Consider the following 21,077-nt stretch of genomic DNA (forward strand, 5'->3'; position numbering starts at 1 on the left):
CCGCCGCCCGGTGTTCACGGCTCCGTGCTGAACGAGCTTCGTGGCGCTCCGTCGAGAGGAGGACGGCGCGGTGAAGGTGGCGCTGTTCACCCCGATGCCGCCGGAGCGCTCCGGCATCGCCGACTACTCGGCCCTGCTGCTCCCGGCGCTGCGCGAGCGCTGCGACGTCGTGGTCGCGAAGCGCGGCGGCAAGCGGGCGCCGCGCGGCACGGATCTGTGCGTCTACCACGTCGGCAACAACCCGGACGCGCACGGCTGGATCGTCGAGGCGCTGCGCCGCACCCCCGGGGTGGTCGTGCTGCACGACTTCGTGCTCCACCACCTCGTCGCCGGGCTCACGATCGGCCGCCGCGACGGCCACGGCTACCTCGACGCGATGGAGCGCGAGGGGGGCGTCGTCGGGCGCCTGCTCGGCCACGCCGTGCTCGACAAGCGCATCCCGCCGCTGTGGGAGAACCGCCCGCAGGACTTCCACCTCGCCGGCGAGGTGCTCGACCTCGCCACCGGCCTCATCGTCCACTCGCGCTACGTGCGCGACCGCGCGCGGGAGGCGGGCTACGGCGGGCCGGCGTGGGTGATCCCGCACCCGGCCTTCCCCGTGCCCGGCGGCCCGGCGGCGACCGTCGCCGGCGAGCCGCTGTTCGGCACGTTCGGCAACGTGAACGCCAGCAAGCGCGTCCCGCAGCTGCTCGAGGCGTTCTCGCGCGTCCGCAGGGGGCGCCCCCGCGCCGGGCTCCTGCTCGTCGGCGCCGCCTCTCCCGGCTTCGACCTCGACCGCCGCCTGCAGCGGCTCGGGCTCGACGGCGGCGGCATCGAGCGCGAGGGCTTCGTCGACGAGAGCCGCCTGTGGGCGCTGATGAAGGCGGCCGACGTGCACGTGAACCTGCGCTCGCCGACGATGGGCGAGACCTCCGGCACCGCGATCCGGGCGCTCTCCCTCGGCAAGCCGCTCGTCGTCAGCGACGTCGGCTGGTTCGCGGAGCTGCCGGACGAGGTGGCGCTCAAGGTGCCGGTCGGCGAGCGGGAGGTCGAGCACCTCGTCGTCGCCCTGGAGCTGCTCGCCTCGCGGCCGGACGTGCGCGACGCGATGGGAGCGGCCGCGGCGGAGCTCGCCCGCCGCGAGCACGACCTCGACCGCGTCGCCGAGCTGTACGTCGCCGCGCTCGAACAGGCGGCAGGCGGGGGCGCCGTCGCGGACGCGGTGCTCGGTGACGTCGCGCGCGCGGCCGCGGAGGTCGGGATCGGCGCGGACACGCCGGAAGCCGCCGAGATCGCACGTCGACTGTCCGAGGTCGAGCTTGGGCGCTGAGCTCGCGCTCAGGCTGCGCGCCGTACCGCCGTGGATGTGGCTCGCCGCGATCGTCGCCGCGTCGTTCGGCATCCGTGCGTGGCTGGCGCGCGGGATGATGTCCCCGTTCATCGTCGTCGACGAGATCATCTACTCGGAGCTCGCGCGCAGCTTCGCGGCCGGCGGCGACTTCCTCGTCCGCGGTGTGCCCACGAGCGGCTACGGGATCGTCTACCCGGTTCTCATCAGCCCGGCCTACGCGCTGTTCGACGCGCTCCCGAGCGCGTACGGCGCCGTGAAGACGATCAACAGCCTGCTCATGTCGCTGGCGGCGATCCCGTCCTACCTGCTCGCGCGGCGGATGCTTCCCGTCGGGCTCTCGCTCCTCGCCGCCGTGCTCGCCGTCGGGCTGCCGTCGCTCGTGTACACGGCCACGGTGATGACCGAGAACGCGTTCTACCCGCTGTTCCTCCTTCTCGTCTGGCTGCTCGTGCGCATGCTCGAGCGTCCGAGCGCCGGCGCTCAGGCCGCGCTGCTGCTCGTGCTCGCGATCGCCTTCGAGACACGGGTGCAGGCGCTCGCCCTCGTACCCGCCATTCTCGCCGCGCCGGCGCTGCTCGTCCTGTTCGAGCGGCTCCCGCTTCGCTCGGGGCTGCGTCCGTACCGGCTCGTGTACGCGCTGCTCGTCGGCGGCGGGATCGCCCTCGTCCTGCTCGAGGTCGTGCGCGGCCGCTCGCCGCGGGAGCTGCTCGGAGCCTACGGAGGCGTCGGCGACGGCAGCTATCCGCTCGGCCCGGTGCTGCGGTACGCGGCGTGGCACCTGGAGGAGCTGACCCTGTACATGGGCGTGTTGCCGCTCGCCGCATCGATCGTGCTCGTCGGCCTCGTCCGGCGGCAGCCGCGGCCGGTGCAGGCGTTCGTCGCGGCGGCGCTCCCGGCTGCGCTGTTCATGACGGTCGCGGTCGCGGCGTTCGTCTGGGAGAACATCCCGACCCGCATCCAGGAGCGGAACCTGTTCGTGATCGTGCCGCTGTTCGTGCTCGCGACGCTCGTCTGGGTGCACCGCGGCGCTCCGCGGCCGCCCGCTCTCGCGCTGCCCGCCGCCGTGCTCGCGGTCGCGATGCCGCTGTTCTTCCCGTACCCGCGCTTCATCGAGACGGGGGCGATCTCCGATGCGCTGGCCCTGCTCCCGATCTGGGCGATGTTCGGGCACCTGCTGTTCGACTCGATCGACTGGACCATTTTCGCCGCGTCCGCCGCCGCCGGCCTGCTCTTCCTGCTCGTGCCGGTGCGCTACGCCCTCGCGGTGCCTCTCGTCGTCCTCGCCTGGTGGGTTGCGGCGATGAAGCCGATCTGGTTCGGGCCGTATCCATACGGCTTCAAGCAGGCGGGCGCCGGGGCCCTCTTCCAGGGCATCCGCGTGCCCGACCGCGACTGGATCGACGCCGCCCTGCCCGCGGGCGCGACGGCGGCCGCGGTGTGGACGGGCAGCCCCGACCGGTTCGTGGTCAACGTCAACGAGTTCTTCAACCGCAAGCTCGCGCGCGTCTACTACACGGGCGCGCCGACGCCCGGCAACCTGCCCGAGACGAAGCTCGACTTCGACCCGGCGACGCGAGCATTCACGCTCGCGGGCGGTACGCCGTTCGCACCCAGGTACGTGCTCGTCGACAACTCGATCGACCCGGGCGGCGAGATCGTGGCCCGCGACGGGGAGCGCGGGATGACGCTCTGGCGGCTCGACGGGCCGTTCGCCTCGGTCTCGCGGGTCGAGGGCCTGTACCCGAACGACACCTGGTCGGGCGAGACGGTGGTGTACACGCGCGGGCGCTGTCGCGGCGGCACGGTCGCGGTCGGGATCTGGACCGATCCGGGTCTCTTCAAGGAGCCGCAGGTCGTGACGGCGACGCAGAACGGGCGCGTCACGGGCCGATTCACCGTCGACCCCACGGGGCGCCGCGGCACCTTCCGCGTGCGGCTCGAGCCGGTCGACGGGCGATGCCGTGTCGAGTACGCGGTATCGCCGACGGCGAACCCCGCCGTCGTGCTCGGCAACGGCGACGACCGCGTGCTGGGCGCCCACTTCGACGGCTTCGTCCTCGAGCGATGAGAATCGCCGTCGACGTCTCGCCACTGTCGCATCGGCGCACCGGCATCGGCAACTACATCCGCGGCTCTCTGGCGGGCCTCGTCGCGGCTGCCGGCGCCAGCCACGAGGTCGTCGCCTTCGCACCCACGAGCCTCGCCGGGCCGCCGCGCATCCGGACGGCCCTCGACGGGATCGCCGTGCGGCAGCTGCTCTGGCCGCTGCCCGCGTCCCACGCCGTCCGTACCGCGTGGAGCCGTCTCGGCCATCCGTGCGCCGAGCGGCTTCTCGGGCGCTTCGACGCACTCCAGTTCACGGACTGGATGTACCCGCCGCAACGCGCGGGTGTGCGCTCGACCGTCATCCACGATCTCGTCCCGCTGCACTACCCGGAGCTCGTGACGCCGCGCACGCGCTCGATGCACACGCGCAAGTACGAGAACGCGGCACGGACCTGTGACGTGATCTTCACGAACTCCCGCTACACCGCCGCTGACGTGTCCGCCACGCTCGGGGTCGCGGCCGACAGGATCGTCGTGGCGCCTCCCGGCCTCGCGCCGGGCCTCACGGCGGACGGGCCGGCGGCCGACCGCGGCCGACCGTACGTGCTCGGGATCGGCACGCTCGAGCCGCGCAAGAACCTGCGCAGGCTCGTCGAGGCATGGCGCTTGCTCGACGGCGAGCTCGCTCTCGTGCTCGCCGGCGGCGCCGGCTGGGGCGAGCGGGAGGGACTCGACGACCCGGGCATCCAGCGTCTCGGCTACGTCACAGACGACGAGGTCGCCCGCCTCTACCGCGGCGCCGCCGTCTACGTCTACCCGTCGCTGTTCGAGGGCTTCGGGATGCCGATCGTCGAGGCGATGGCCTGTGGCGCGCCGGTCGTCGCGTCGGCGCATCCGTCGCTGGACGAGGCGTGCGGCGACGCGGCGGTGCGCGTCGACCCGCTCGATGCGGAGGCGATCGCCGCCGGGATCCGCGACGCGGTCGAACGGCGAGAGGAGCTCGTCCGGCTCGGCCTCGCCCACGCGGCGGCGTTCGCCTGGAGGACGACCGGCGAGATCATGCTTCGTGCCTACGAGGAGCGGACGTGAGAGTCGGGATCGACGTGGCACCGCTGCAGCAGGACGCTGCCGGCACGTCCCGCTGGATACGCGGCCTGCTCGGCGAGCTGGAGAAGAGAGACGGACTCGAGCTGCGACGGCTGACATGGGGCGGCCCGGGCCGCTGGACGGCCGTCGCGCGGGATGTGCTCTGGTACCCGGTGCTGCTCCCGCGGGCGGCGCGTCGAGCCGGGATCGACGTGCTCCACTGCACCATCTTCCGCGCGCCGAGGCGCTCCCGCGCGCCGGTCGTCGTCACCGTCCACGATCTCGCCGTGCTGCGCTACCCGGAGGCGTTCCCGGCCTGGACGCGCCTGTACGCGCACACCGGCCTGCGCCCTACGATCCGCGCCGCGCGCCGTGTGATCGCCGTATCCGAGTTCTCGCGGCGCGAGACGGCGGAGCTGTGCGGCGTCGATCCCGACCGCATCGACGTCGTCCCGAACGCGGTCGACCCCGTGTTCACCACCGCCGGCCGCGCCGCCGAGGGCGACTACGTGCTCGCCGTCGGCACCCTCGAGCCGCGCAAGAACCTGCCGCGGGCGATCGAGGCCGCGCGGCTCGCCGGCGTCGAGCTGCGCGTGGTCGGCGCGCGCGGCTGGGGCGGCGTCGAAGCGGAGGGCGCGGGAGTGCGCTGGCTCGGCCGCGTCGCGGACGAGGAGCTCGCAGCGCTCTACCGCGGCGCCCGCTGCCTCGTCTACCCGTCGCTGTACGAGGGCTTCGGCATCCCCGTGGCCGAGGCGATGGCCTGCGGCGCGCCGGTCGTGACGAGCCGGGACAGCGCGATGGCCGAGGTCGCGGGGTCGGCGGCGGTGCTCGTCGATCCGCTCGACCCCCGCTCGATCGCCGCCGGGATCGGCGAGGTGTCGGAGCGGGGCGACGAGCTGCGGCGGCTCGGGCTGGAGCGCGCTCCGCTGTACACATGGTCGCGGGCGGCCGAGGCGGCCGTCGCGTCGTACGAGAGGGCGTGCGCGTGAGCGTCCCGCTCGTCGTCATCGACGCCGACGTGCTCGGCCGCCGCCGCACCGGCGACGAGACGTACGTGCTCAACGTGTTGCGGGAGCTGCCGGCGCTCGCCGGCGCGGCCGGGCTGCGGCTCGCGGCCGTGACCCGCGCGCCCGAGCTCGTCCCTCCCGGCATCGAGGCGATCCGCCTCGACGTGCCCAGCCAGGAGCTGCGGATGGCATGGGCGCTGCCGCGCCTGCTCAGGCGCTCCGGTGCGTCGCTCGTGCACACCCAGTACGCGCTGCCGCTGCGCAGCCCGTGCCCGGCTGTCGTCACGATCCACGATCTCTCGTTCGAGCGCCGTCCCGAGTTGATGCGTCGCCGCGACCGCCTCGTCTTCCCGCGCATCGTGCCGCGATCCGCCCGGCGCGCCGCGCGGGTGCTCACCGTGTCGGAGCGCTCGAAGCGCGACCTCGTCGAGCTGTACGGCCTCGCGCCCGCCGCGATCGTGGTGACGCCCAACGGCGTCGATCCCGCGTTTCGCCCCGGCAGCGGGGGAACGCGGGACTACGTGCTGTCGGTGGGGGCGATCCAGGCGCGCAAGAACCAGCTCGCCGCTCTCGAGGCGGCGCAGGAGGTCGGACTGCCCTTCGTCGTCGTCGGGCCCGAGAAGGATGCCGCGCTCGCCCGGGAGCTGCGCGAGCGAGGCGCGACGCTGCGCGGCTACGTGACCGTCGAGGAGCTTGCGGCGCTCTACCGCGGCGCCGCGTGTCTCGTGCAGGCATCGAGCTACGAGGGCTTCGGACTGCCCGTGCTGGAGGCGATGGCGAGCGGGACGCCGGTCGTCACCGTGCCCGACCCGGCCTTGCTCGAGGTCGCCGGCGGCGCGGCGGTCGTCGTCGAGGGCGGCGCTCTCGCCGGCGGTATCCGGCAGGCGCTCGCCGACCATGATCGCCTCGTCGCCGCGGGGCTCGAGCGCGCACGCGCCTACTCGTGGACGGCTACCGCGGAGAGGACGCTGGCCGTGTACCGCGAGGTGATCGGGCGGTGAGCGTCTCCGCCGTCGTCGTCTCGCACGGCCACGCGCGCGAGCTCGAGCGGTCGCTGCCGGCGCTGCTGCCGCAGGTGGACGAGCTCGTGCTCGTGGCGAACGTGCCCGGGTCGGCCGGCGACGTCCCGGCCGGCGTCAGGGTGATCGAGAACCGCCGTCCGCTGTCGCTCTCGGCCAACGTGAACCTCGGGGTCGCGTCCACCTCGGGCGAGCTCGTGCTGTTCTCGAACCCGGATGCGCTGGCGGCGCCCGACGCGGTCGCGATCCTGGCGTCGTTCATGGCCGAGCATCCGCGCTGCGGCGTCGCCGGCCCGCAGCTGCTGTGGCCCGACGGCAGCCGGCAGCCCTCCCGCCGCCGCTTCCCGACGGTCGGGGGCACGATCGTGCGCCGCACGCCCCTGCGGCGCCTGCGCGGACCTTTCGCGCAGCGCGACCACTACCTGCTCGACGAGCGGCCGGCCGCGCCCGTCCCCGCCGACTGGATGCTCGGCGCCTTCCTCCTGCAGCGACGCGCGATGCTCGACGAGATCGGCGGCTGGGATCCGGGCTTCCGCCACTACGTCGAGGACATCGACCTCCAGTACCGCGCCGCGCGGGCCGGCTGGGAGCGCTGGTACGTGCCCGCTGCCGTCGTCACCCACGATTACGCGGCGGTGATCGACCGCACCTTCTTCTCGCGGCACACGTGGTGGCATCTACGCGGGATGGCGCGATTCGTGCGCAAGCATCCCGAGCGGCTCACGGCGCTGTGAGCAAGGCGGACCAGTACGCCCGCAGCGCCGCCGGCTGGAGCGACGCGCAGTACGCCGACGCGCGCGCCTACCTCGCGCAGCGGGCACGGCTGGTGGTCGGCCTCGGCCCCCGTCTCGTTCCCGGAGAGACCGTGCTCGACCTTGCCTGCGGCGACGGAGGGCTCGGCTCGCACCTGCGTCGGGCGGGCCTGCTCTACCGCGGCGTCGATGCCACGCCGGAGATGGCGGCCGAGGCCGAGCGGCGGCTCGGCGCCGGCGTTGCCGTCGGAGACCTGAACGAGTTCGTCCCGGCGGAGCCCGTGGCGGCGACGACGCTCTTCCGGGCGCTCTACTACGTCGTCGACCGGCCTGCGTTCTTTCGCCGTGTCGCGGGCTTCACGAGCCGCAAGCTCGTGTTCGACCTCGATCCCCGCCGCTACGAGCCCGCCACGGTGCTCGCCGAGCTACGGGCGGCAGGCTTCGACCGGTTCGCGCTGCGCCCGTTCTTCGTCCCGCAGACGCGTGCTCTGCCGCGGCCGCTCGGCGCGGCTCTGCGCGGCGTGGGGAGGGTCGGCCCGATCGCCCGCCTCGTGCTGCGCCGCCGCTTCACGTACGTCGTCGCCGCCTGGCGGGATGACGACCGCTAGCGTGGCTCGAAGCCGAACGAGACCTGCACGCCCAGCTCGCGCCGGTCGCTGAGACGCGGGTCGACGTTCGCGGGGACGAACGTGTCGGCCGTCACCTCGACGCGCCAGGGGCCGCGCGGGGCGGGCAGCAGGACGGCCTGCTCCCCGCCGGGGCAGGGCCGCACGCGCACCTGGCGCTGCGCGGTGACGGCGGCGAGACGAGGCTGTCTGTCGGCACCGATCGTGAGCGGGCCGATCTTGACGATCACCCCGCCCGGGATCGGGGCGTTCGTGCAGAAGGCGGCGCGCGAGAGCTCGACCCGGGCGCTCCCCGCACCGTCGCTGGCCGACGTGAAGCGGTTGTATGCGCTCGTTCGCCCCATCCAGCCGTCCGAGAAGACGCCGCTCTGCGAGTAGGCGAGCTTGAGCGGCGCGCCTCCGAGCCGGTACAGGATCGTCGTGCCGATCTGCTCGACCACGGGCGCCTGGAGCGTCACCCCGTTCAGGGCCAGCGCGAACTGCGTGCCGGGAGAGGGCGTCAAGGTTCCGTCGCTGCTCGACAGGTCGGGGGTCAGAGTTGGCCCCGGGCCGGGCGCGGGGGCAGTGGGGTCGACGCTCCACACCTTCTTGATCGACCGGTTCCAGAACTCCGTCAGCCAGAGCCCGGTCGGGTCGGTCACCTGCTGGCCGACGATCACGACACTGCCGTTCCCCGTGGCGCGATCGACCCAGTTGTACGGCCTGGTCAGGTTGAGGGCCATCCGCTCCGAGAACGCGCGCTCGCCCCGGGCCGCGTAGATCTCGTTCGTCAGGTTCCAGCCGAGCACGAGCGCCGCGAGCGCGACGACGCCGGCGCGCGCCCACTGCGCGTTGAAGCGAGCGAGCGGGCGCAGGCCGAGCAGGAGGAGCGTCGAGACGGCGGCGATGAGGACGAGCGCCGTGTCGATGCGGCCGGACGTCCAGCGCAGCTCCCGGTTCGCGAGCGCGAGGATCGAGAGCCCGTGCGCCTCGTAGTAGGGGTACTGGTCGAGCTTCGTCGGTGTCGAGGAGACGAGGTAGAGCACGGCGGCGCCCGCCGGCAGCACGGCCCACCAGCGCGCGTCGCGGCGCGCGAGCAGCACGGCCGTGCCGGTGAACAGCAGCGGGCACAGGTAGATGAGGTTGCGCTCGACGACGAGGCTCGAGAAGATCGTCGACAGGTACGCGCCCTTGACGGCGGCGTACCACCAGAGCGCGACGAGGCTCGTCGCCGTGACGATGCCGAACGCACGCAGGCCGGGATCCTGCCGGTCGCGGCGGTGGCGGATGAGCACCGCGAGCGTGGCGACGAGCGGGACGACGCCGACGCCGATCGCCAGGGCCCCCATCGCCCACACCCCGTAGTCGAAGATGCGTCCCTTCCAGAAGGCCGTCGTCGTCGCCCACTCCTGCGAGCGCCAGCCCATGAACGACGAGAACGCGAACACGGCGCCGAGCGCCAGCAGCGCCGCCCCTGTCCAGTCCCAGGCGTCCCACGTGGAGCGCCAGCGTCGCATCGCGTCGGCCTGCCATCCGAGCACGAGCAGCGAGAGCAGGAAGGCGCCGACGAGCGCCACGAGCTGGGAGCGGGTCGCGGCGGCGAGGACGCCTCCGCCGAGCGCGAGCGCAACCGTCGCCCGGGTCGGCCGGCACACGGCGCGGACGAAGAGGTACAGCGCGAGCGTCGCCGCAGGGTAGGCGAACGGCTCCTCGACGAGGATCGGCGCGTACGAGAGGGCCGGCGCCGCGATCGTCGCGACGGCGGCGAACATCGCCCACGGGCGGCTGACGGCGAAGCGTGCGATTCCGTACGCCGGGAGGATCGCGAGGGCCATCACGAGCGCCTGCACGTACTTGACCGTGTCGTAGGCGCCGGACACGGACTGGATCCGCCACGCCGGTGCGGTCAGGTAGGGAACGAGCGACATGAACCCGTACGGCTCGCCACGGCGCGCCGGGTGGCCGGTCTCCGCGATCGCGCGCGAGATCTGCGTGAACTCGAGCTCGTCGGTGAAGATCGTCGGCGTCTCGCGTCGCCACGCCTGCCAGGCGTAGAGCAGCGAGAGAGCGAAATAGGCGGCGAGGAGGGGAACGAGGGTGTCGAGCGGCAGCCGCTCGAGCAGGCGCGAGGCGCGTCTGGCGGCGGAGGTCACTCGGCGGTTGCCTCGGCGCAGGGCGCCATCGTCTCGGTACGGCGGTGCACGAAGCGGCAGGGCACAGCCGCGTCCGCGCACGCCAGGACGATCCGCTCGAGGCGGTCGTCGGGGGCGTTCGGGATCGAGACGAGCACCTCGCGCGCCCCCGTCGTCTCGAGCGCGGACGCGATCTCGTGCGTGCCGCCGATCACCCCGACGCCCTGCACGCGACGGCCGCGGAGAGCCGGGTTGTCGTCGATGAAGGCGACGACCCGCGCAGATGTGTCCTCGCGCAGCTCGCGGACGAGGCTGCGGCCCGCTCGCCCGGCGCCGACGACGATGACCCGGCGCCGGGCGCCACGTGCGCGCAGGCCCGCGAGCTCGGGAGCGAGGCGCAGCGCGAGTCGGGAGGCGGAGACGATCGCCGCGCAGACGACCGCGTCGACGGCGAACACCCGCGCGGGGAAGTCGCCGAGCGGTCTCGTCGCGACGACCACCCCGAATGCCAGCACCTCCGAGATCGCGACGGCGGTAGCGATCGCGAGGGCGTCACGGGGCGCGGCGTAGCGCCAGACGCGCCGGTAGACGCGGAAGGCGACGAACACGACGTATCGCATGCCGAGCACGACGGGCAGCGAGCCGAGGAACACGGAGCGCTGGAGGTCGGTGCCCTCTCCGCCGACGACGACGAGGTACGAGAGGAGGAACGACGCGCAGACGGCGACGAAGTCCACGAGCACCTCGACGAGTCGACGCGGCTCGAACGTGAGCGCGCGCCGCAGCGACGTGTCGCCAACCTGGCCGCGGCGCCTGCGCTCGTCGAGGTCGCTCAGGAAGCCGCCGAACTGCACGAGCAGCACGAAGGTCAGCAGGACCCCGACGGCCGTGATGCGCGGATCGTCGAGCACGTTGTAGGCGACGCTCGTCGCCCCGAGCGCGACGGCGATGATCGCGAGGAGCCCGACCGCCTTCCGCTCCGAGAGGCCGAAGTACACGAGCCGGTGCGAGGTGTGATCCTTGCCCCCCTGCGTGACGGGACGGCGCTCGGCGATGCGCACGATCGTGACGAGCGTCGTGTCGAGGATCGGAATCGCGAGGACGAGCAGCGGCAGGAGCATCGTGGCGACCGTCGTCCCGGCGGTCGTCCAGCTCGCGGCGAGACCGAGCGCGGCGAGCAGGAATCCGAGCACCTGGCTCCCCGAGTCGCCCATGAAGACGAGAGCGTCGCCGCCCGGACGCAGATTGAAGGGAAGGAATCCCGCGCACGCGAACCCGAGCGAGAGGGCGAGCACGAGCACGAGGCGGTTGGGGTGCACCGTGACCGCGTCGATCGCGAAGTACGCGCACGCGACGGTGGCGAGGGTCGCCGCGAGGCCGTCCATGTTGTCGAGCAGGTTGAACGCGTTCGTCATGCCGACGAGCCAGACCAGGGCCACGACCGTGGCGACGACGTCGTTCCCGATCAGGTCGACGCGCAGCCCCGAGGAGACGGCGAGCCCCGCCGCCAGGAACTGGGCCGCGAGCTTCGCGGCGGGGCTGAGGTGGCGCATGTCGTCGATCAGGCCGGCGGCGAACAGGACGGCGCAGCCGGCGAGGACGCCGGCAAGCGTCCAGCTCGCCTCGACGGCGCCCGCCGCGACGGCGGCGCCGGCAGCGGCGGCGATGCCGGCGAAGATGCCGGCGCCGCCGAAGGTGGGCGTGGGCCGGTCGTGCCAGCGCTCGCCCGTGGGCGCGGCGACGAGCCGTCCGCGGAACGACGAGCGGAGAAGGCCCCAGAGGACGGTGGACGCGACCGGTAGGGCGGCGATCGTGACGGCCGCTCTCACGCGTCGAAGGGTAGTGCCTGCTGCGGCGGGGTGCCGGGCAAACCCCGCCCCTACAATCCGTCGATGCGCGTCTACGCCGACCTCTACCGCTATCGCGAGCTGTTCGGAAGCCTCTTCCGGCGCGACCTGCGCGCGAAGTACAAGGGCTCGGTGCTGGGGCTCGCCTGGTCGCTCGCGCTGCCCGTGCTGCTGATGCTCGTCTACCTCGTCGTCTTCTCGGTGCTGTGGAAGGCGACGCCGACGAAGGCCGTCGACCGCTACTGGCTGTTCCTCCTCAGCGGGCTGCCGCCGTGGGTGTTCTTCGCGACGTCGCTGCAGTCGGCGTCCCGCAGCCTGATCGAGAACGCGAACCTGATCCGCAAGGTGCGGTTCCCGCGCCAGCTCGTGCCGCTCTCGATCGTCGCCACGCAGGTCGTCGCGTTCGCGGTCATGCTCGCCATCGTGCTCGCCCTGTGCGTCGCCGTGCTGCCGCGCGCGCGCGGCGCCGCCTGGCTCGCGCTGCCGCTCGGCGCGCTGTTCGTGCTCTTCGTCGCGGGGCTCGCGCTCGCCGTCGCCTCGGCGAACGCCGTCTTCCGCGACGTCGAGTTCGTGGTCGCCGCGGCGCTGCTGCCGCTCTTCTTCCTCACGCCGGTGCTGTACGGGCTCGAGGGGCTGCCGGTCGCCGCCACGCACCCGTGGCTGATCGACGTCATCCACTGGGCCAACCCGCTCACGCCGCCGATCCAGGCGATCCGCGCACCCCTCTTCTTCGGCGCCGCTCCCGCGGCCGGCGACGCCGTCTACTTCCTCGTCGAGACGGCGGCCGCGTTGCTCCTCGGCGCCTGGGTGTTCACGCGCGTCGACGACCGGATCGCGGCGGAAGTCTGACCTCGATGCGCCCGTCGAAGAGGCCGTCCTCGCCCAGGTAGGCCGGCAGGCCGAGATGCGCGCCCGGCTCGGCGCCCTCGAGCAGCGAGGGGAGCAGCAGCGGCCGGCCGAAGCGCGGGTTGCGGCCGCCTCCCGCCGCCCATGCGGCGAGCTCGCGGTCCTTCTGCGCCGGGACGACCGCTCCGCCCACGGCCGCCCAGCCCTCGGCATGCGCGTCGAGCAGGCGCCGCGACCAGTCGGGTGCCGGCAGCGCTCCCGCGACGAGATACGCGACCGCCTCGGCGTCGCCGTCGACGACGGGCTCCTCCTGCGCGGCGAGCGCCGCGCTCGTCTGCGCATGCGCGCCGCCCGCGACCCGCACGGCGAGCGTGCGCGCCGCGATCCGCGGTGCCACCTCCACCGCGATGTCGAGCGTGGCGCAGCCGATCTCCGAGAACCAGAAGCGGTGCTCCTCGACGAGGTCGAACGAGAGCCGGTAGGGCCCCGGCGGCCGGGGCGCGCGCACGGGCACGTCGAGCTCGACCGTCTCGCCCGGGGCGACCGGACGCGGGAACGCGGTGCGCTCGCCGTCCCACACGATCGGGTTGCCGAGCGGGTCGAGCCAGTGGTAGGCGAGCTGCACGCCCGTATCGCCGTGCGAGTGCCAGGCGGCGCTGCCCGCGTTCTCGAGCGCGACGCGCGCGCGGCCGGGGGCTCCCGCCCGCGGCGGCTCGAGCGACCAGGCCCGCCAGCGGGGCGCGAGCGGCCCGGGCGGGACGGGATGCTCGCCGACGCGCTCCACGGTGGGGCTACTCTAGCCGTGTGGCCGAGCCCCTCTTGGTGCGCGCCGCCCGGCGCGGGCCCGTCGAGCGAACGCCGGTGTGGTTCATGCGCCAGGCGGGCCGCTCGCTGCCCGAGTACCGCGCGATCCGCGAGAAGCACGCGTTCTTCGAGGTCGCCAGCACGCCCGAGCTGTGCGCCGAGGTGACGCTGCAGCCGGTGCGGCGCCACGACGTCGACGCCGCCGTCATGTTCGCGGACATCATGACCCCCGTGCTCGGCATGGGCCTCGACGTCAGGCTCGTCGAGGGGGTCGGCCCGGTCGTCGACAGGCCGGTGCGCACGATGGCCGACGTGGAGGCGTTGCGCGTGCCCGATCCGGAGGAGGCGTTCGCGCCGGTGCTCGAGGCCGTGCGCCTCGTCCGCGGCGCGCTCCGCCCCGACCAGGCGGTCGTCGGCTTCTGCGGAGGGCCGTTCACCGTCGCCGGCTACCTCGTCGAGGGCAGGCCGAGCCGCGAGTTCGCCGTCACGAAGCGGCTGATGCTGACCGAACCCGCCGTCTGGCATGCGCTGCTCGCCAGGCTCGCCGACACGTTCGCCGCCTACGTGGCGGCGAAGGCGCGCTCCGGCGCGGACGTGATCCAGCTGTTCGACTCGTGGGTGGGGGCGCTGTCGCCGGCCCACTACCGCACGTACGTGGCGCCCTACTCGGCTCGCATCCTGGCGGCCGTCGACGTGCCCACGATCCACTTCGGCACCGGCACGGCGACGCTGCTCGAGGAGATGGCCGCCGCCGGCGGCGACGTGATCGGGCTCGACTGGCGCATCCCGCTCGACGCCGGCTGGGACAGGGTGCCCGACCGCGCCGTACAGGGGAACCTCGATCCGGCTGTCCTGCTCGCCCCCTGGGAGCGCATCGAGGCGGAGGCGCTCGACGTGCTCGCGCGGGCCGCCGGCCGGCCGGGGCACATCTTCAACCTCGGTCACGGCGTGCTCCCGTCGGTCGACGCCGACACCCTGACGCGGCTCGCCGCGCTCGTGCGCGAGCGCTCGGCGGCTCCGGTGCCCGCGTGAGGCCCGGGTCGATCCTCGCCGACGCCGTCTCGCGCCGCTTCCGCGTGCACGCACGCGAGACCCGCACCCTGAAGGAGCTCCTCGTCGCGCGCGGGCGCACCGGCGGCCACGACGTATGGGCGCTCCGCGACGTCTCGCTCGAGATCCGCCCGGGCGAGGCGGTCGGGCTCGTCGGCCGCAACGGCTCCGGCAAGTCGACGCTGCTGCGGGTGCTGGCCGGGATCATCAAGCCGACGGCGGGACGCGTCGAGGTGGGCGGCCGCATCGGCTCGCTGCTCGAGCTCGGCGCCGGCTTCCACCCCGACTTCAGCGGGCGCGAGAACGTGTTCCTGAACGGCTCGATCCAGGGGCTGCGCCGCGCCGAGATCAGCGAGCGCTTCGACGAGATCGTCGCCTTCGCCGAGCTCGAGCATGCGATCGACCGGCCGCTGCGCACCTACTCGTCCGGCATGGCGATGCGCCTCGGGTTCGCCATCGCCGCCTTCCTGCGGGCGGACGTGCTGCTGCTCGACGAGGTGTTCGCGGTCGGCGACGAGAACTTCCAGCGCAAGTGCTTCGGCGTCATCGCCGAGTTCAAGAACGGCGGCGGCACGATCCTGTTCGTGTCGCACGACGCGCGGGCGGTGGAGCGCCTGTGCGAGCGCTCGCTGCTCCTCTGCGACGGCGAGAAGGTGTACGACGGCCCGACGCACGAGGCGATCGTCCGCTACCGCCGCCTGCTCGCAGACGACCTCGACCCGGCCGAGCGCGGCGGCGGCTTGCGCGAATGGGGCAGCGGCGAGGCCGAGATCGTCGGCGCCCGGCTGCTCGGGGCCGCCGGCGAGGAGCGCGAGCAGTTCCTCGCCGGAGAGCCGATCGCCGTCGCCGTCTCGATCGAGGCGCACGAGCAGCTTCCCGCCCCCGCGCTCCATCTCCAGATCCGCGACACGACCGGGCTGCTCGTCGCCGAGGACACGCTCGACACCGCGTCCGTCGGTTGGCCGGCCGCGCCCGGGCGCTTCGACGTCCGCCTCGACGTCGAGCGGCCGCCGCTCGCGTTCGGGCGGCTGCACGTGCGCCTCGGGCTCGTCTCGGCCGACGGTCGCACGCTGCACCAGCTCGACGACGCGCTCGGCTTCCTCGTCTACCCTGACGGGGACGAGCGTGGCCTCGTCCGTCTCGGAGGAACCTGGAGCAGCGACGCGAAACGGTGGAGCCGATGAGCTACAAGACCTGTCCCGACTGGCCCGAGCTGATGCAGATCGCGCCCGACCTGCAGTTCAAGCACATGACCGTCGCGGAGGCGCAGCTGCCGTTCGACGTGCTGTCCAGGATCTCGCACTCCTCGCTCGGCGAGATCGACATCTGCTGCGACCTCGAGCATCACGTCTACAACGCGACCCATACGGATGCCGAGGTCGCGGCCGCTCTCACCGGAACGCACTGGTTCGAGGTGCACGAGTGGGCCACCTCCGGCCCCGGCGCCCCCTCGCACGCAGCCTGACGCCGGCGGCCGCTCCCGCGCCGGGATATCGACCATGCGCGTCACGCGTTCGCGCGACGTCGCGACACGTGACGAGCGTGTGACGACTCTGTGTCTACTCTCAGCGCATGCCCACCGTCGTCGTCCCGTTCCGCTCCGGCGGCAAGAGCCGGCTGCCGGCCGAGCTTCGCGTCGAGGTCGCGCTCGCGATGCTCGGCGACGTGCTCGAAGCGGCTGCCTGCTACGCCGATCGCGTGCGGCTCGTGACCGACGACGGCGCGGCGGCGGTCGTGGCGGAGGCGCTCGCGGTCGAGGTCGTCGCCGACCCGGGGGGCGGCCAGGGGGCCGCGGTGCTGGCGGCGCTCGCGGGAGTCGACGGCGTCTGCCTCGTCGTCAACGCCGACGTGCCGCGCCTGCGGCCCTCCGACCTCGCGGCCCTCGCGATCGCGCCGCGGGGCGGCGCCGTCGCGATCGTCGCGGCCCGCGACGGTACGACGAACGCGCTCGGCCTCCCCTACGCGGAGGCGTTCCGGCCGCTCTACGGGCCGGGCAGCGCCGCGCAGTTCAGGGCCCACGCCTCGGCGCTCGGCCTCGTCCACCACGATCTCGGGCTGCCGAACCTGCAGGACGACGTGGACACGCTCGACGATCTCGACCGGGTGGGGCTCCGCGCGGGGCCGCGCACGCGCGCGGTGTGCGAGGCGGTCGCATGAAGGTCGTGCTCCTCAGCGGCGGCGTCGGCGGGGCCAAGCTCGCCGCGGGCCTCCACGACGTGCTCGACCCCGGCGCGCTGACCGTGATCGGCAACGTCGGTGACGACCTCGAGGTGCTCGGCCTGCACGTCTCACCCGACCTCGACTCGGTCCTGTACGCGCTCGCCGGCCTCAACGACGGCGAGCGCGGCTGGGGCCGTGCGGGGGAGACCTGGAACGCGCTCGCCTCGGCGCGGGCCTGGGGAGGCGAGGGCTGGTTCATGCTCGGCGACCTCGACATCGGCCTCCACCTCGTCCGCTCCCAGGCGCTGCGTGCGGGAGAGCCGCTGTCGGCGGTGACGGCGCGGCTCGTCGAGGCGGCCGGCCTCGCGACGCGGCTCGTCCCCGCCAGCGACGATCGCCTGCGCACCTTCCTCGTCACCCCTGCGGGGACGCTCCCCTTCCAGGAGTGGTTCGTCGCCCGCGGCCATCGCGACGAGGTCGACGCGCTCGTGTTCGAGGGCGCGCGGGAGGCCCGTCCCGCGCCCGGCGTGCTCGACGCGCTCGCCGCCGCCGACGCGATCGTGATCGCACCGAGCAACCCGTACGTGTCGATCCACCCGATCCTGGCCGTGCCGGGGATCCGCGAAGCCCTCGCGACGCGGGCGGTCCGCTGCGTCGCCGTCAGCCCGCTCGTCGGCGGCCGCGCCGTCAGGGGCCCGCTCGACCGTATGCTCACGCGCATGGCCGGCGGCACGACCCCAGCTCATGTAACAAACTGTTACGAGGATCTGCTCGACGCGCTCGTGATCGACCGTGCGGACGCGCCCGGCGCCGGCGAGGTTCCGGTCGTCGTCGCCGACACCCTGATGACAGACCGCGAGGCGGCCCGCCGGGTCGCACTGACCACACTGGAGGCAGCATCGTGAAGATCGGCCTGATCGGCGGTACCGGCGGCTTCGGCACGGCCCTCGCCGTGCGCCTGCGCGAGGCGGGCTACGACGTCGTCATCGGCTCGCGGGACGCCGAGCGCGCGCGCGCGGTCGCCGCCGGCCTCGGCGTGGACGGGGCGACGAACGAGGACGCCGCGCGTGCCGCCGACCTCGTCGTGCTGGCGACCAAGGCGGACGGCGCCGTCGACACCGCACGCTCGCTGCGCGAGGCCATCGGCACGACGCCGCTGCTGTCGGTCGCCGCGGAGCTCGTGTTCAGCAAGGAGGGCGTGCTCCCGACTGCCGAGGCGACGTCGATCGCGCAGCGCATCCAGGATGTCGTCGACGGCCCGGTCGTCGCCGGGCTGCACTCGCTCGCCGCGTCGAACCTCGGCGGCGAGGTCGCCCCCGACGAGGATGCGCTCGTGTGCGGCGACGACGCCGACGCGAAGGCGCTCGCGCTCGAGCTCGCCGGCAAGGTCACCTCCGGCCGGGCCGTCGACGCCGGTCCACTCGCGAGCGCCCGCGCGCTCGAGGGGATGACCGCGGTGATCGTCAACGTGAACAGGCGCTACAAGGCGCACGCCGGCCTGCGCATCACCGGCGTCGACGCTCGCTGAGCGCCGCACGAGACGTCGTCTTGAATCACCACGATGCTCGGGCGCCCGCCGACGTTCGCGTGATCGGCCTCGCCGGCCTGCCCGAGCTCGAGCACGGCGACGACCTGGGACATCTGATCGCTGCGGCGGCGGCGCGGGTGGGCGGGCTCGAGCCGGGGGACATCGTGGTCGTCGCGCAGAAGGCGGTCTCGAAGGTCGAAGGCCGGGTCGTCCACCTGGAGGACGTCGAGCCCTCCGCGCTGGCGGCGGAGCTCGCGGGCGCCGACGGCGATCCGCGCCAGGTGGAGGTGATCCTCCAGGAGTCGGCGGAGATCGTGCGCTCCCGCCCGCCGCTCGTCATCGCGCAGACCCGCCACGGGTTCGTCTGCGCCTCGGCCGGCGTCGATGCCTCCAACGCGAAGGGGCCGGGGACGCTGATCCTGCTGCCCGTCGACCCCGACCGCTCCGCCGCGCGCCTGCGCGAGGAGATCGAGCGGCGCACGGGCGTTGCTCCCGGGGTGATCGTGAGCGACTCCTTCGGGCGGGCCTGGCGGCAGGGGACGACCGACGTCGCCCTCGGCATCGCGGGCATCGCGGCGCTGCGCGACCTGCGCGGCACGCGCGACTCCCGCGGCTACGAGCTGCGCTCGACGCTGATCGCCGTCGCCGACGAGATCGCCGGCGCCGCCGAGCTCGTGATGGGAAAGGCGGCCGGCGTGCCGGCGGCGATCGTGCGCGGCGTGCGGGCCCCGGGCGACGGCCGCGGCGTCGACCTCCTCATGCCGCGGGAGCGCGATCTGTTCCGGTAGCGCTCCACCTGGGGGAAAACCCCCACGCTCGCTCAGCGTGGACACCGATGCGGCCCCTGCGGTGCCGGATCTACCGTCGGGACTGTCAACACCACACAGAGGAGTGCACCACTATGCGCAAGCTTCCGGTACTCGTCGTCGCGGCCAGCGTCGCCGCAGTCTCCGTCGGAGCTCTGACGGCGGGCGCGGTGACCACGAAGAAGACGGTGGCGGTCGGCCTGAACGAGTTCAACATCCTGCCGGCGGCGCAGGGGGCGCCGGCAGGCAAGGTCACGTTCTCGGTCAAGAACACGGGCAAGGTCGAGCACGAGTTCGTCGTCCTCAAGACCGCGAAGCCGGCGGGCAGCCTGCTCAAGGGCGCCGAGGCGGCCGAGGACGGGAACGTCGGCGAGATCGGCTCGGTGAAGCCGGGTGAGACGAAGAAGCTGACGCTGACGCTCAAGGCGGGCCACTACTCGCTGCTCTGCAACCTGCCGGGGCACTACAAGGCCGGGCAGTTCGTCGACTTCTACGTTCGCTAGGTCGTCCGTCGCGCTCGCGGAGGCGCCGGCCGGCGAGCACCGGCCCGGCGCCTCCGCGAGCGATAGACTGCGGCCATGCGGAGATACGCGATCTGGGGAACGGCGACCTCTCCCGGCCACGAGGCCTGGGTGCGGTCGATCGGCGAGGCCTTCGAGGCCGACGGGTTCGTGCGGGTCGACGACCACGCCGAGGCCGACTTCGTGCTCAACATGTTCGACCCCGCCGACCCGAAGGCGTTCCGCCGCTCGTCGCGCGGCACCTATTCGGCGTCCTTCTACGAGCTCGAGGACGAGCCGGAGGACGTGCTGCGCACGAGCTACCCGAACCTCGTCCGCACGCTCGCGAACGTCGTCGTCCTCCACGTGCCCGGCAAGGGCGTCTGGTTCACGACGATGGAGCGCGGCACCTACAAGATCTCCGACGACCCGGCCGAGGTGTTCGAGCGGCTGGCGCCGCTCGCGAAGTCGAAGCTCGTCATCGACAACGAGTTCGTCCCCGATCTCGAGCCCGAGCTGTGGGACGGCGACGAGGTCACGGCGGACATCGCCGCCGGCGGGAAGCGCATGCAGGAGCTCGACCTGCTGCCCGCGCCGTTCCCGGTGCACGAGTACCTCGACGAGCGCGACCTGCGCCACGTGATGCGCCTCTACCAGGTCGGCGGCCTCTCCTACGGCAACCTGTCGGCCCGCAAGGACGCGACGCGGTTCTGGATGAGCGCGAGCGGCGTCGACAAGTCCCGGCTCGAGGTCCCCGGCCGCGACATCCTGCTCGTGACCGGCTACGACGAGCCGAACGCGAAGATGATGATCAGCGTGCCGCCCGGGATCGAGCCGCGGCGCGTGTCCGTCGACGCGATCGAGCACTGGATGATCTACCGGGCGCACCCGGACGTCGGCGCGATCCTGCACGTGCACGCCTGGATGGAGGGCATCGCCGCCACCGACATCAACTATCCGTGCGGAACGCAGGAGCTGGCCGAGTCCGTCGCCGCGCTGATCGCCCGCGAGCCCGATCCCGCGCACGCGGTGATCGGCCTGCGCAACCACGGCATCACCGCCACGGGCGACAGCCTGACGGAGATCCTCGACCGCATCGAGTCGAGCATCCTGCGCCAGGTGCCGATGACCTAGCCCTCGCCGCGCGACCCGGCCGTCCGCAGTCGCAGCAGCGCCAGCACGGCCAGCAGCGGCACGAGCACGACGTCGTTGACGATGCACCAGACGCAGACCGCGTCGATCACGAACAGCTGCAGCAGCACGAGGTAGGCGGCGAAGGCGGCCGCCGACAGCGCGAGCGCCGCGGTGAGCGTGCGCGCGAGCTCCGACCCCCACAGGGTCAGCGCGAGCGCCGCCGCCCAGGCCGCGAGGCCGAGCACGGCGACCGGGACGCCCGCGAGCACGGCGTACTCCGACTCCCGCACGGTCTCGCAGCCGCCTCCTCCCGTGCAGATGAGCGCCGCCGGCCGGTAGTGGACGGCGGTCAGGTACCCGGCGACCGCGACGCCTGCGGCCGAGACGCCGAGCAGGGCGAGCCGCAGCGCGCGGTCGCTCATCCT

21 protein-coding genes are annotated in these 21,077 nt (G+C 73.5%); 17 read left to right on the top strand and 4 right to left on the bottom strand.

The window, feature by feature from the left end:
• Nucleotides 1-40 precede the first annotated feature (40 nt).
• Genes Gocc_RS09410 through Gocc_RS09440 form a run of 7 tightly spaced genes read left to right on the top strand, consistent with a single transcriptional unit; the run spans nucleotide 41 to nucleotide 7,848 of the window.
• Complete coding sequence (locus tag Gocc_RS09410; protein ID WP_147281240.1) at nucleotides 41-1,309, top strand: glycosyltransferase family 4 protein; 1,269 nt, start codon at nucleotides 41-43, stop codon at nucleotides 1,307-1,309.
• Nucleotides 1,299-3,398 (top strand): glycosyltransferase family 39 protein, encoded by a 2,100-nt coding sequence (locus tag Gocc_RS09415; protein ID WP_114796315.1) that lies wholly within the window; start codon nucleotides 1,299-1,301, stop codon nucleotides 3,396-3,398. Before Gocc_RS09410 ends, Gocc_RS09415 begins: the two co-directional genes overlap by 11 nt.
• Nucleotides 3,395-4,465 (top strand): glycosyltransferase family 4 protein, encoded by a 1,071-nt coding sequence (locus Gocc_RS09420; RefSeq protein ID WP_220150547.1) that lies wholly within the window; start codon nucleotides 3,395-3,397, stop codon nucleotides 4,463-4,465. The genes Gocc_RS09415 and Gocc_RS09420 overlap by 4 nt, the downstream gene beginning before the upstream one ends.
• Nucleotides 4,462-5,451 carry a glycosyltransferase family 4 protein gene (locus Gocc_RS09425; protein ID WP_181813533.1) on the top strand — a complete coding sequence of 330 codons (990 nt, stop codon included), beginning with the start codon at nucleotides 4,462-4,464 and terminating at the stop codon, nucleotides 5,449-5,451. The genes Gocc_RS09420 and Gocc_RS09425 overlap by 4 nt, the downstream gene beginning before the upstream one ends.
• The gene (locus Gocc_RS09430; RefSeq protein ID WP_181813534.1) at nucleotides 5,442-6,470 is read left to right on the top strand and encodes a glycosyltransferase family 4 protein; all 1,029 of its coding nucleotides are present in this window, start codon (nucleotides 5,442-5,444) and stop codon (nucleotides 6,468-6,470) included. The genes Gocc_RS09425 and Gocc_RS09430 overlap by 10 nt, the downstream gene beginning before the upstream one ends.
• Nucleotides 6,467-7,222 carry a glycosyltransferase family 2 protein gene (locus tag Gocc_RS09435; RefSeq protein WP_181813535.1) on the top strand — a complete coding sequence of 252 codons (756 nt, stop codon included), beginning with the start codon at nucleotides 6,467-6,469 and terminating at the stop codon, nucleotides 7,220-7,222. The genes Gocc_RS09430 and Gocc_RS09435 overlap by 4 nt, the downstream gene beginning before the upstream one ends.
• On the top strand, nucleotides 7,219-7,848 hold the full coding sequence (locus Gocc_RS09440; protein ID WP_114796318.1) for a class I SAM-dependent methyltransferase: 630 nt from the start codon (nucleotides 7,219-7,221) through the stop codon (nucleotides 7,846-7,848). Before Gocc_RS09435 ends, Gocc_RS09440 begins: the two co-directional genes overlap by 4 nt.
• Here Gocc_RS09440 and Gocc_RS09445 read toward each other — a convergent pair.
• Both Gocc_RS09445 and Gocc_RS15670 read right to left on the bottom strand, forming a co-directional pair.
• On the bottom strand, nucleotides 7,845-9,998 hold the full coding sequence (locus Gocc_RS09445; protein ID WP_114796319.1) for a hypothetical protein: 2,154 nt from the start codon (nucleotides 9,996-9,998) through the stop codon (nucleotides 7,845-7,847). The genes Gocc_RS09440 and Gocc_RS09445 overlap by 4 nt on opposite strands.
• Nucleotides 9,995-11,806 carry a hypothetical protein gene (locus Gocc_RS15670; RefSeq protein WP_181813536.1) on the bottom strand — a complete coding sequence of 604 codons (1,812 nt, stop codon included), beginning with the start codon at nucleotides 11,804-11,806 and terminating at the stop codon, nucleotides 9,995-9,997. Before Gocc_RS15670 ends, Gocc_RS09445 begins: the two co-directional genes overlap by 4 nt.
• Nucleotides 11,807-11,869: 63 nt before the next feature.
• On the opposite strand from Gocc_RS15670, the gene Gocc_RS15675 reads away from it, so the two are divergent.
• Complete coding sequence (locus tag Gocc_RS15675; RefSeq protein WP_147281241.1) at nucleotides 11,870-12,673, top strand: ABC transporter permease; 804 nt, start codon at nucleotides 11,870-11,872, stop codon at nucleotides 12,671-12,673.
• Here the strand turns inward: Gocc_RS15675 and Gocc_RS16580 are convergent.
• Nucleotides 12,636-13,454, bottom strand: a complete 819-nt coding sequence (locus Gocc_RS16580) for a hypothetical protein (protein WP_114796321.1) — start codon at nucleotides 13,452-13,454, stop codon at nucleotides 12,636-12,638. The two genes, Gocc_RS15675 and Gocc_RS16580, sit on opposite strands and share 38 nt — an antisense overlap.
• Before the next feature lie 20 nt (nucleotides 13,455-13,474).
• On the opposite strand from Gocc_RS16580, the gene hemE reads away from it, so the two are divergent.
• From hemE to Gocc_RS09500, 9 genes are all read left to right on the top strand, one after another.
• A complete protein-coding gene (hemE, locus tag Gocc_RS16585; RefSeq protein ID WP_220150548.1) occupies nucleotides 13,475-14,506 on the top strand; it encodes a uroporphyrinogen decarboxylase in 1,032 nt (343 codons plus the stop codon).
• Nucleotides 14,503-15,708, top strand: coding sequence for an ABC transporter ATP-binding protein (locus Gocc_RS09465; protein WP_114796322.1), 1,206 nt, complete (start codon nucleotides 14,503-14,505; stop codon nucleotides 15,706-15,708). The genes hemE and Gocc_RS09465 overlap by 4 nt, the downstream gene beginning before the upstream one ends.
• Nucleotides 15,705-15,989 carry a hypothetical protein gene (locus Gocc_RS09470; protein ID WP_147281242.1) on the top strand — a complete coding sequence of 95 codons (285 nt, stop codon included), beginning with the start codon at nucleotides 15,705-15,707 and terminating at the stop codon, nucleotides 15,987-15,989. Before Gocc_RS09465 ends, Gocc_RS09470 begins: the two co-directional genes overlap by 4 nt.
• A 107-nt stretch (nucleotides 15,990-16,096) precedes the next feature.
• Nucleotides 16,097-16,681 (top strand): NTP transferase domain-containing protein, encoded by a 585-nt coding sequence (locus Gocc_RS09475; protein ID WP_114796324.1) that lies wholly within the window; start codon nucleotides 16,097-16,099, stop codon nucleotides 16,679-16,681.
• Nucleotides 16,678-17,589: a 2-phospho-L-lactate transferase gene (gene cofD, locus Gocc_RS09480; protein WP_114796325.1), complete on the top strand. Its 912-nt coding sequence runs from the start codon at nucleotides 16,678-16,680 to the stop codon at nucleotides 17,587-17,589. Before Gocc_RS09475 ends, cofD begins: the two co-directional genes overlap by 4 nt.
• Nucleotides 17,586-18,212, top strand: a complete 627-nt coding sequence (locus Gocc_RS16185) for an NADPH-dependent F420 reductase (protein WP_181813538.1) — start codon at nucleotides 17,586-17,588, stop codon at nucleotides 18,210-18,212. The genes cofD and Gocc_RS16185 overlap by 4 nt, the downstream gene beginning before the upstream one ends.
• Nucleotides 18,213-18,232: 20 nt before the next feature.
• Complete coding sequence (gene cofE, locus Gocc_RS09490; RefSeq protein WP_114796326.1) at nucleotides 18,233-19,000, top strand: coenzyme F420-0:L-glutamate ligase; 768 nt, start codon at nucleotides 18,233-18,235, stop codon at nucleotides 18,998-19,000.
• 113 nt (nucleotides 19,001-19,113) lie between these two features.
• Nucleotides 19,114-19,521, top strand: coding sequence for a cupredoxin domain-containing protein (locus tag Gocc_RS09495; protein WP_181813539.1), 408 nt, complete (start codon nucleotides 19,114-19,116; stop codon nucleotides 19,519-19,521).
• A gap of 75 nt (nucleotides 19,522-19,596) precedes the next feature.
• A complete protein-coding gene (locus Gocc_RS09500; RefSeq protein WP_114796328.1) occupies nucleotides 19,597-20,652 on the top strand; it encodes a class II aldolase/adducin family protein in 1,056 nt (351 codons plus the stop codon).
• Here the strand turns inward: Gocc_RS09500 and Gocc_RS09505 are convergent.
• Nucleotides 20,649-21,074: a vitamin K epoxide reductase family protein gene (locus tag Gocc_RS09505; RefSeq protein WP_114796329.1), complete on the bottom strand. Its 426-nt coding sequence runs from the start codon at nucleotides 21,072-21,074 to the stop codon at nucleotides 20,649-20,651. The genes Gocc_RS09500 and Gocc_RS09505 overlap by 4 nt on opposite strands.
• Between the last annotated feature and the right edge of the window lie 3 nt (nucleotides 21,075-21,077).

This window comes from Gaiella occulta (genome assembly GCF_003351045.1).
Taxonomy (GTDB): Bacteria; Actinomycetota; Thermoleophilia; order Gaiellales; family Gaiellaceae; genus Gaiella; species Gaiella occulta.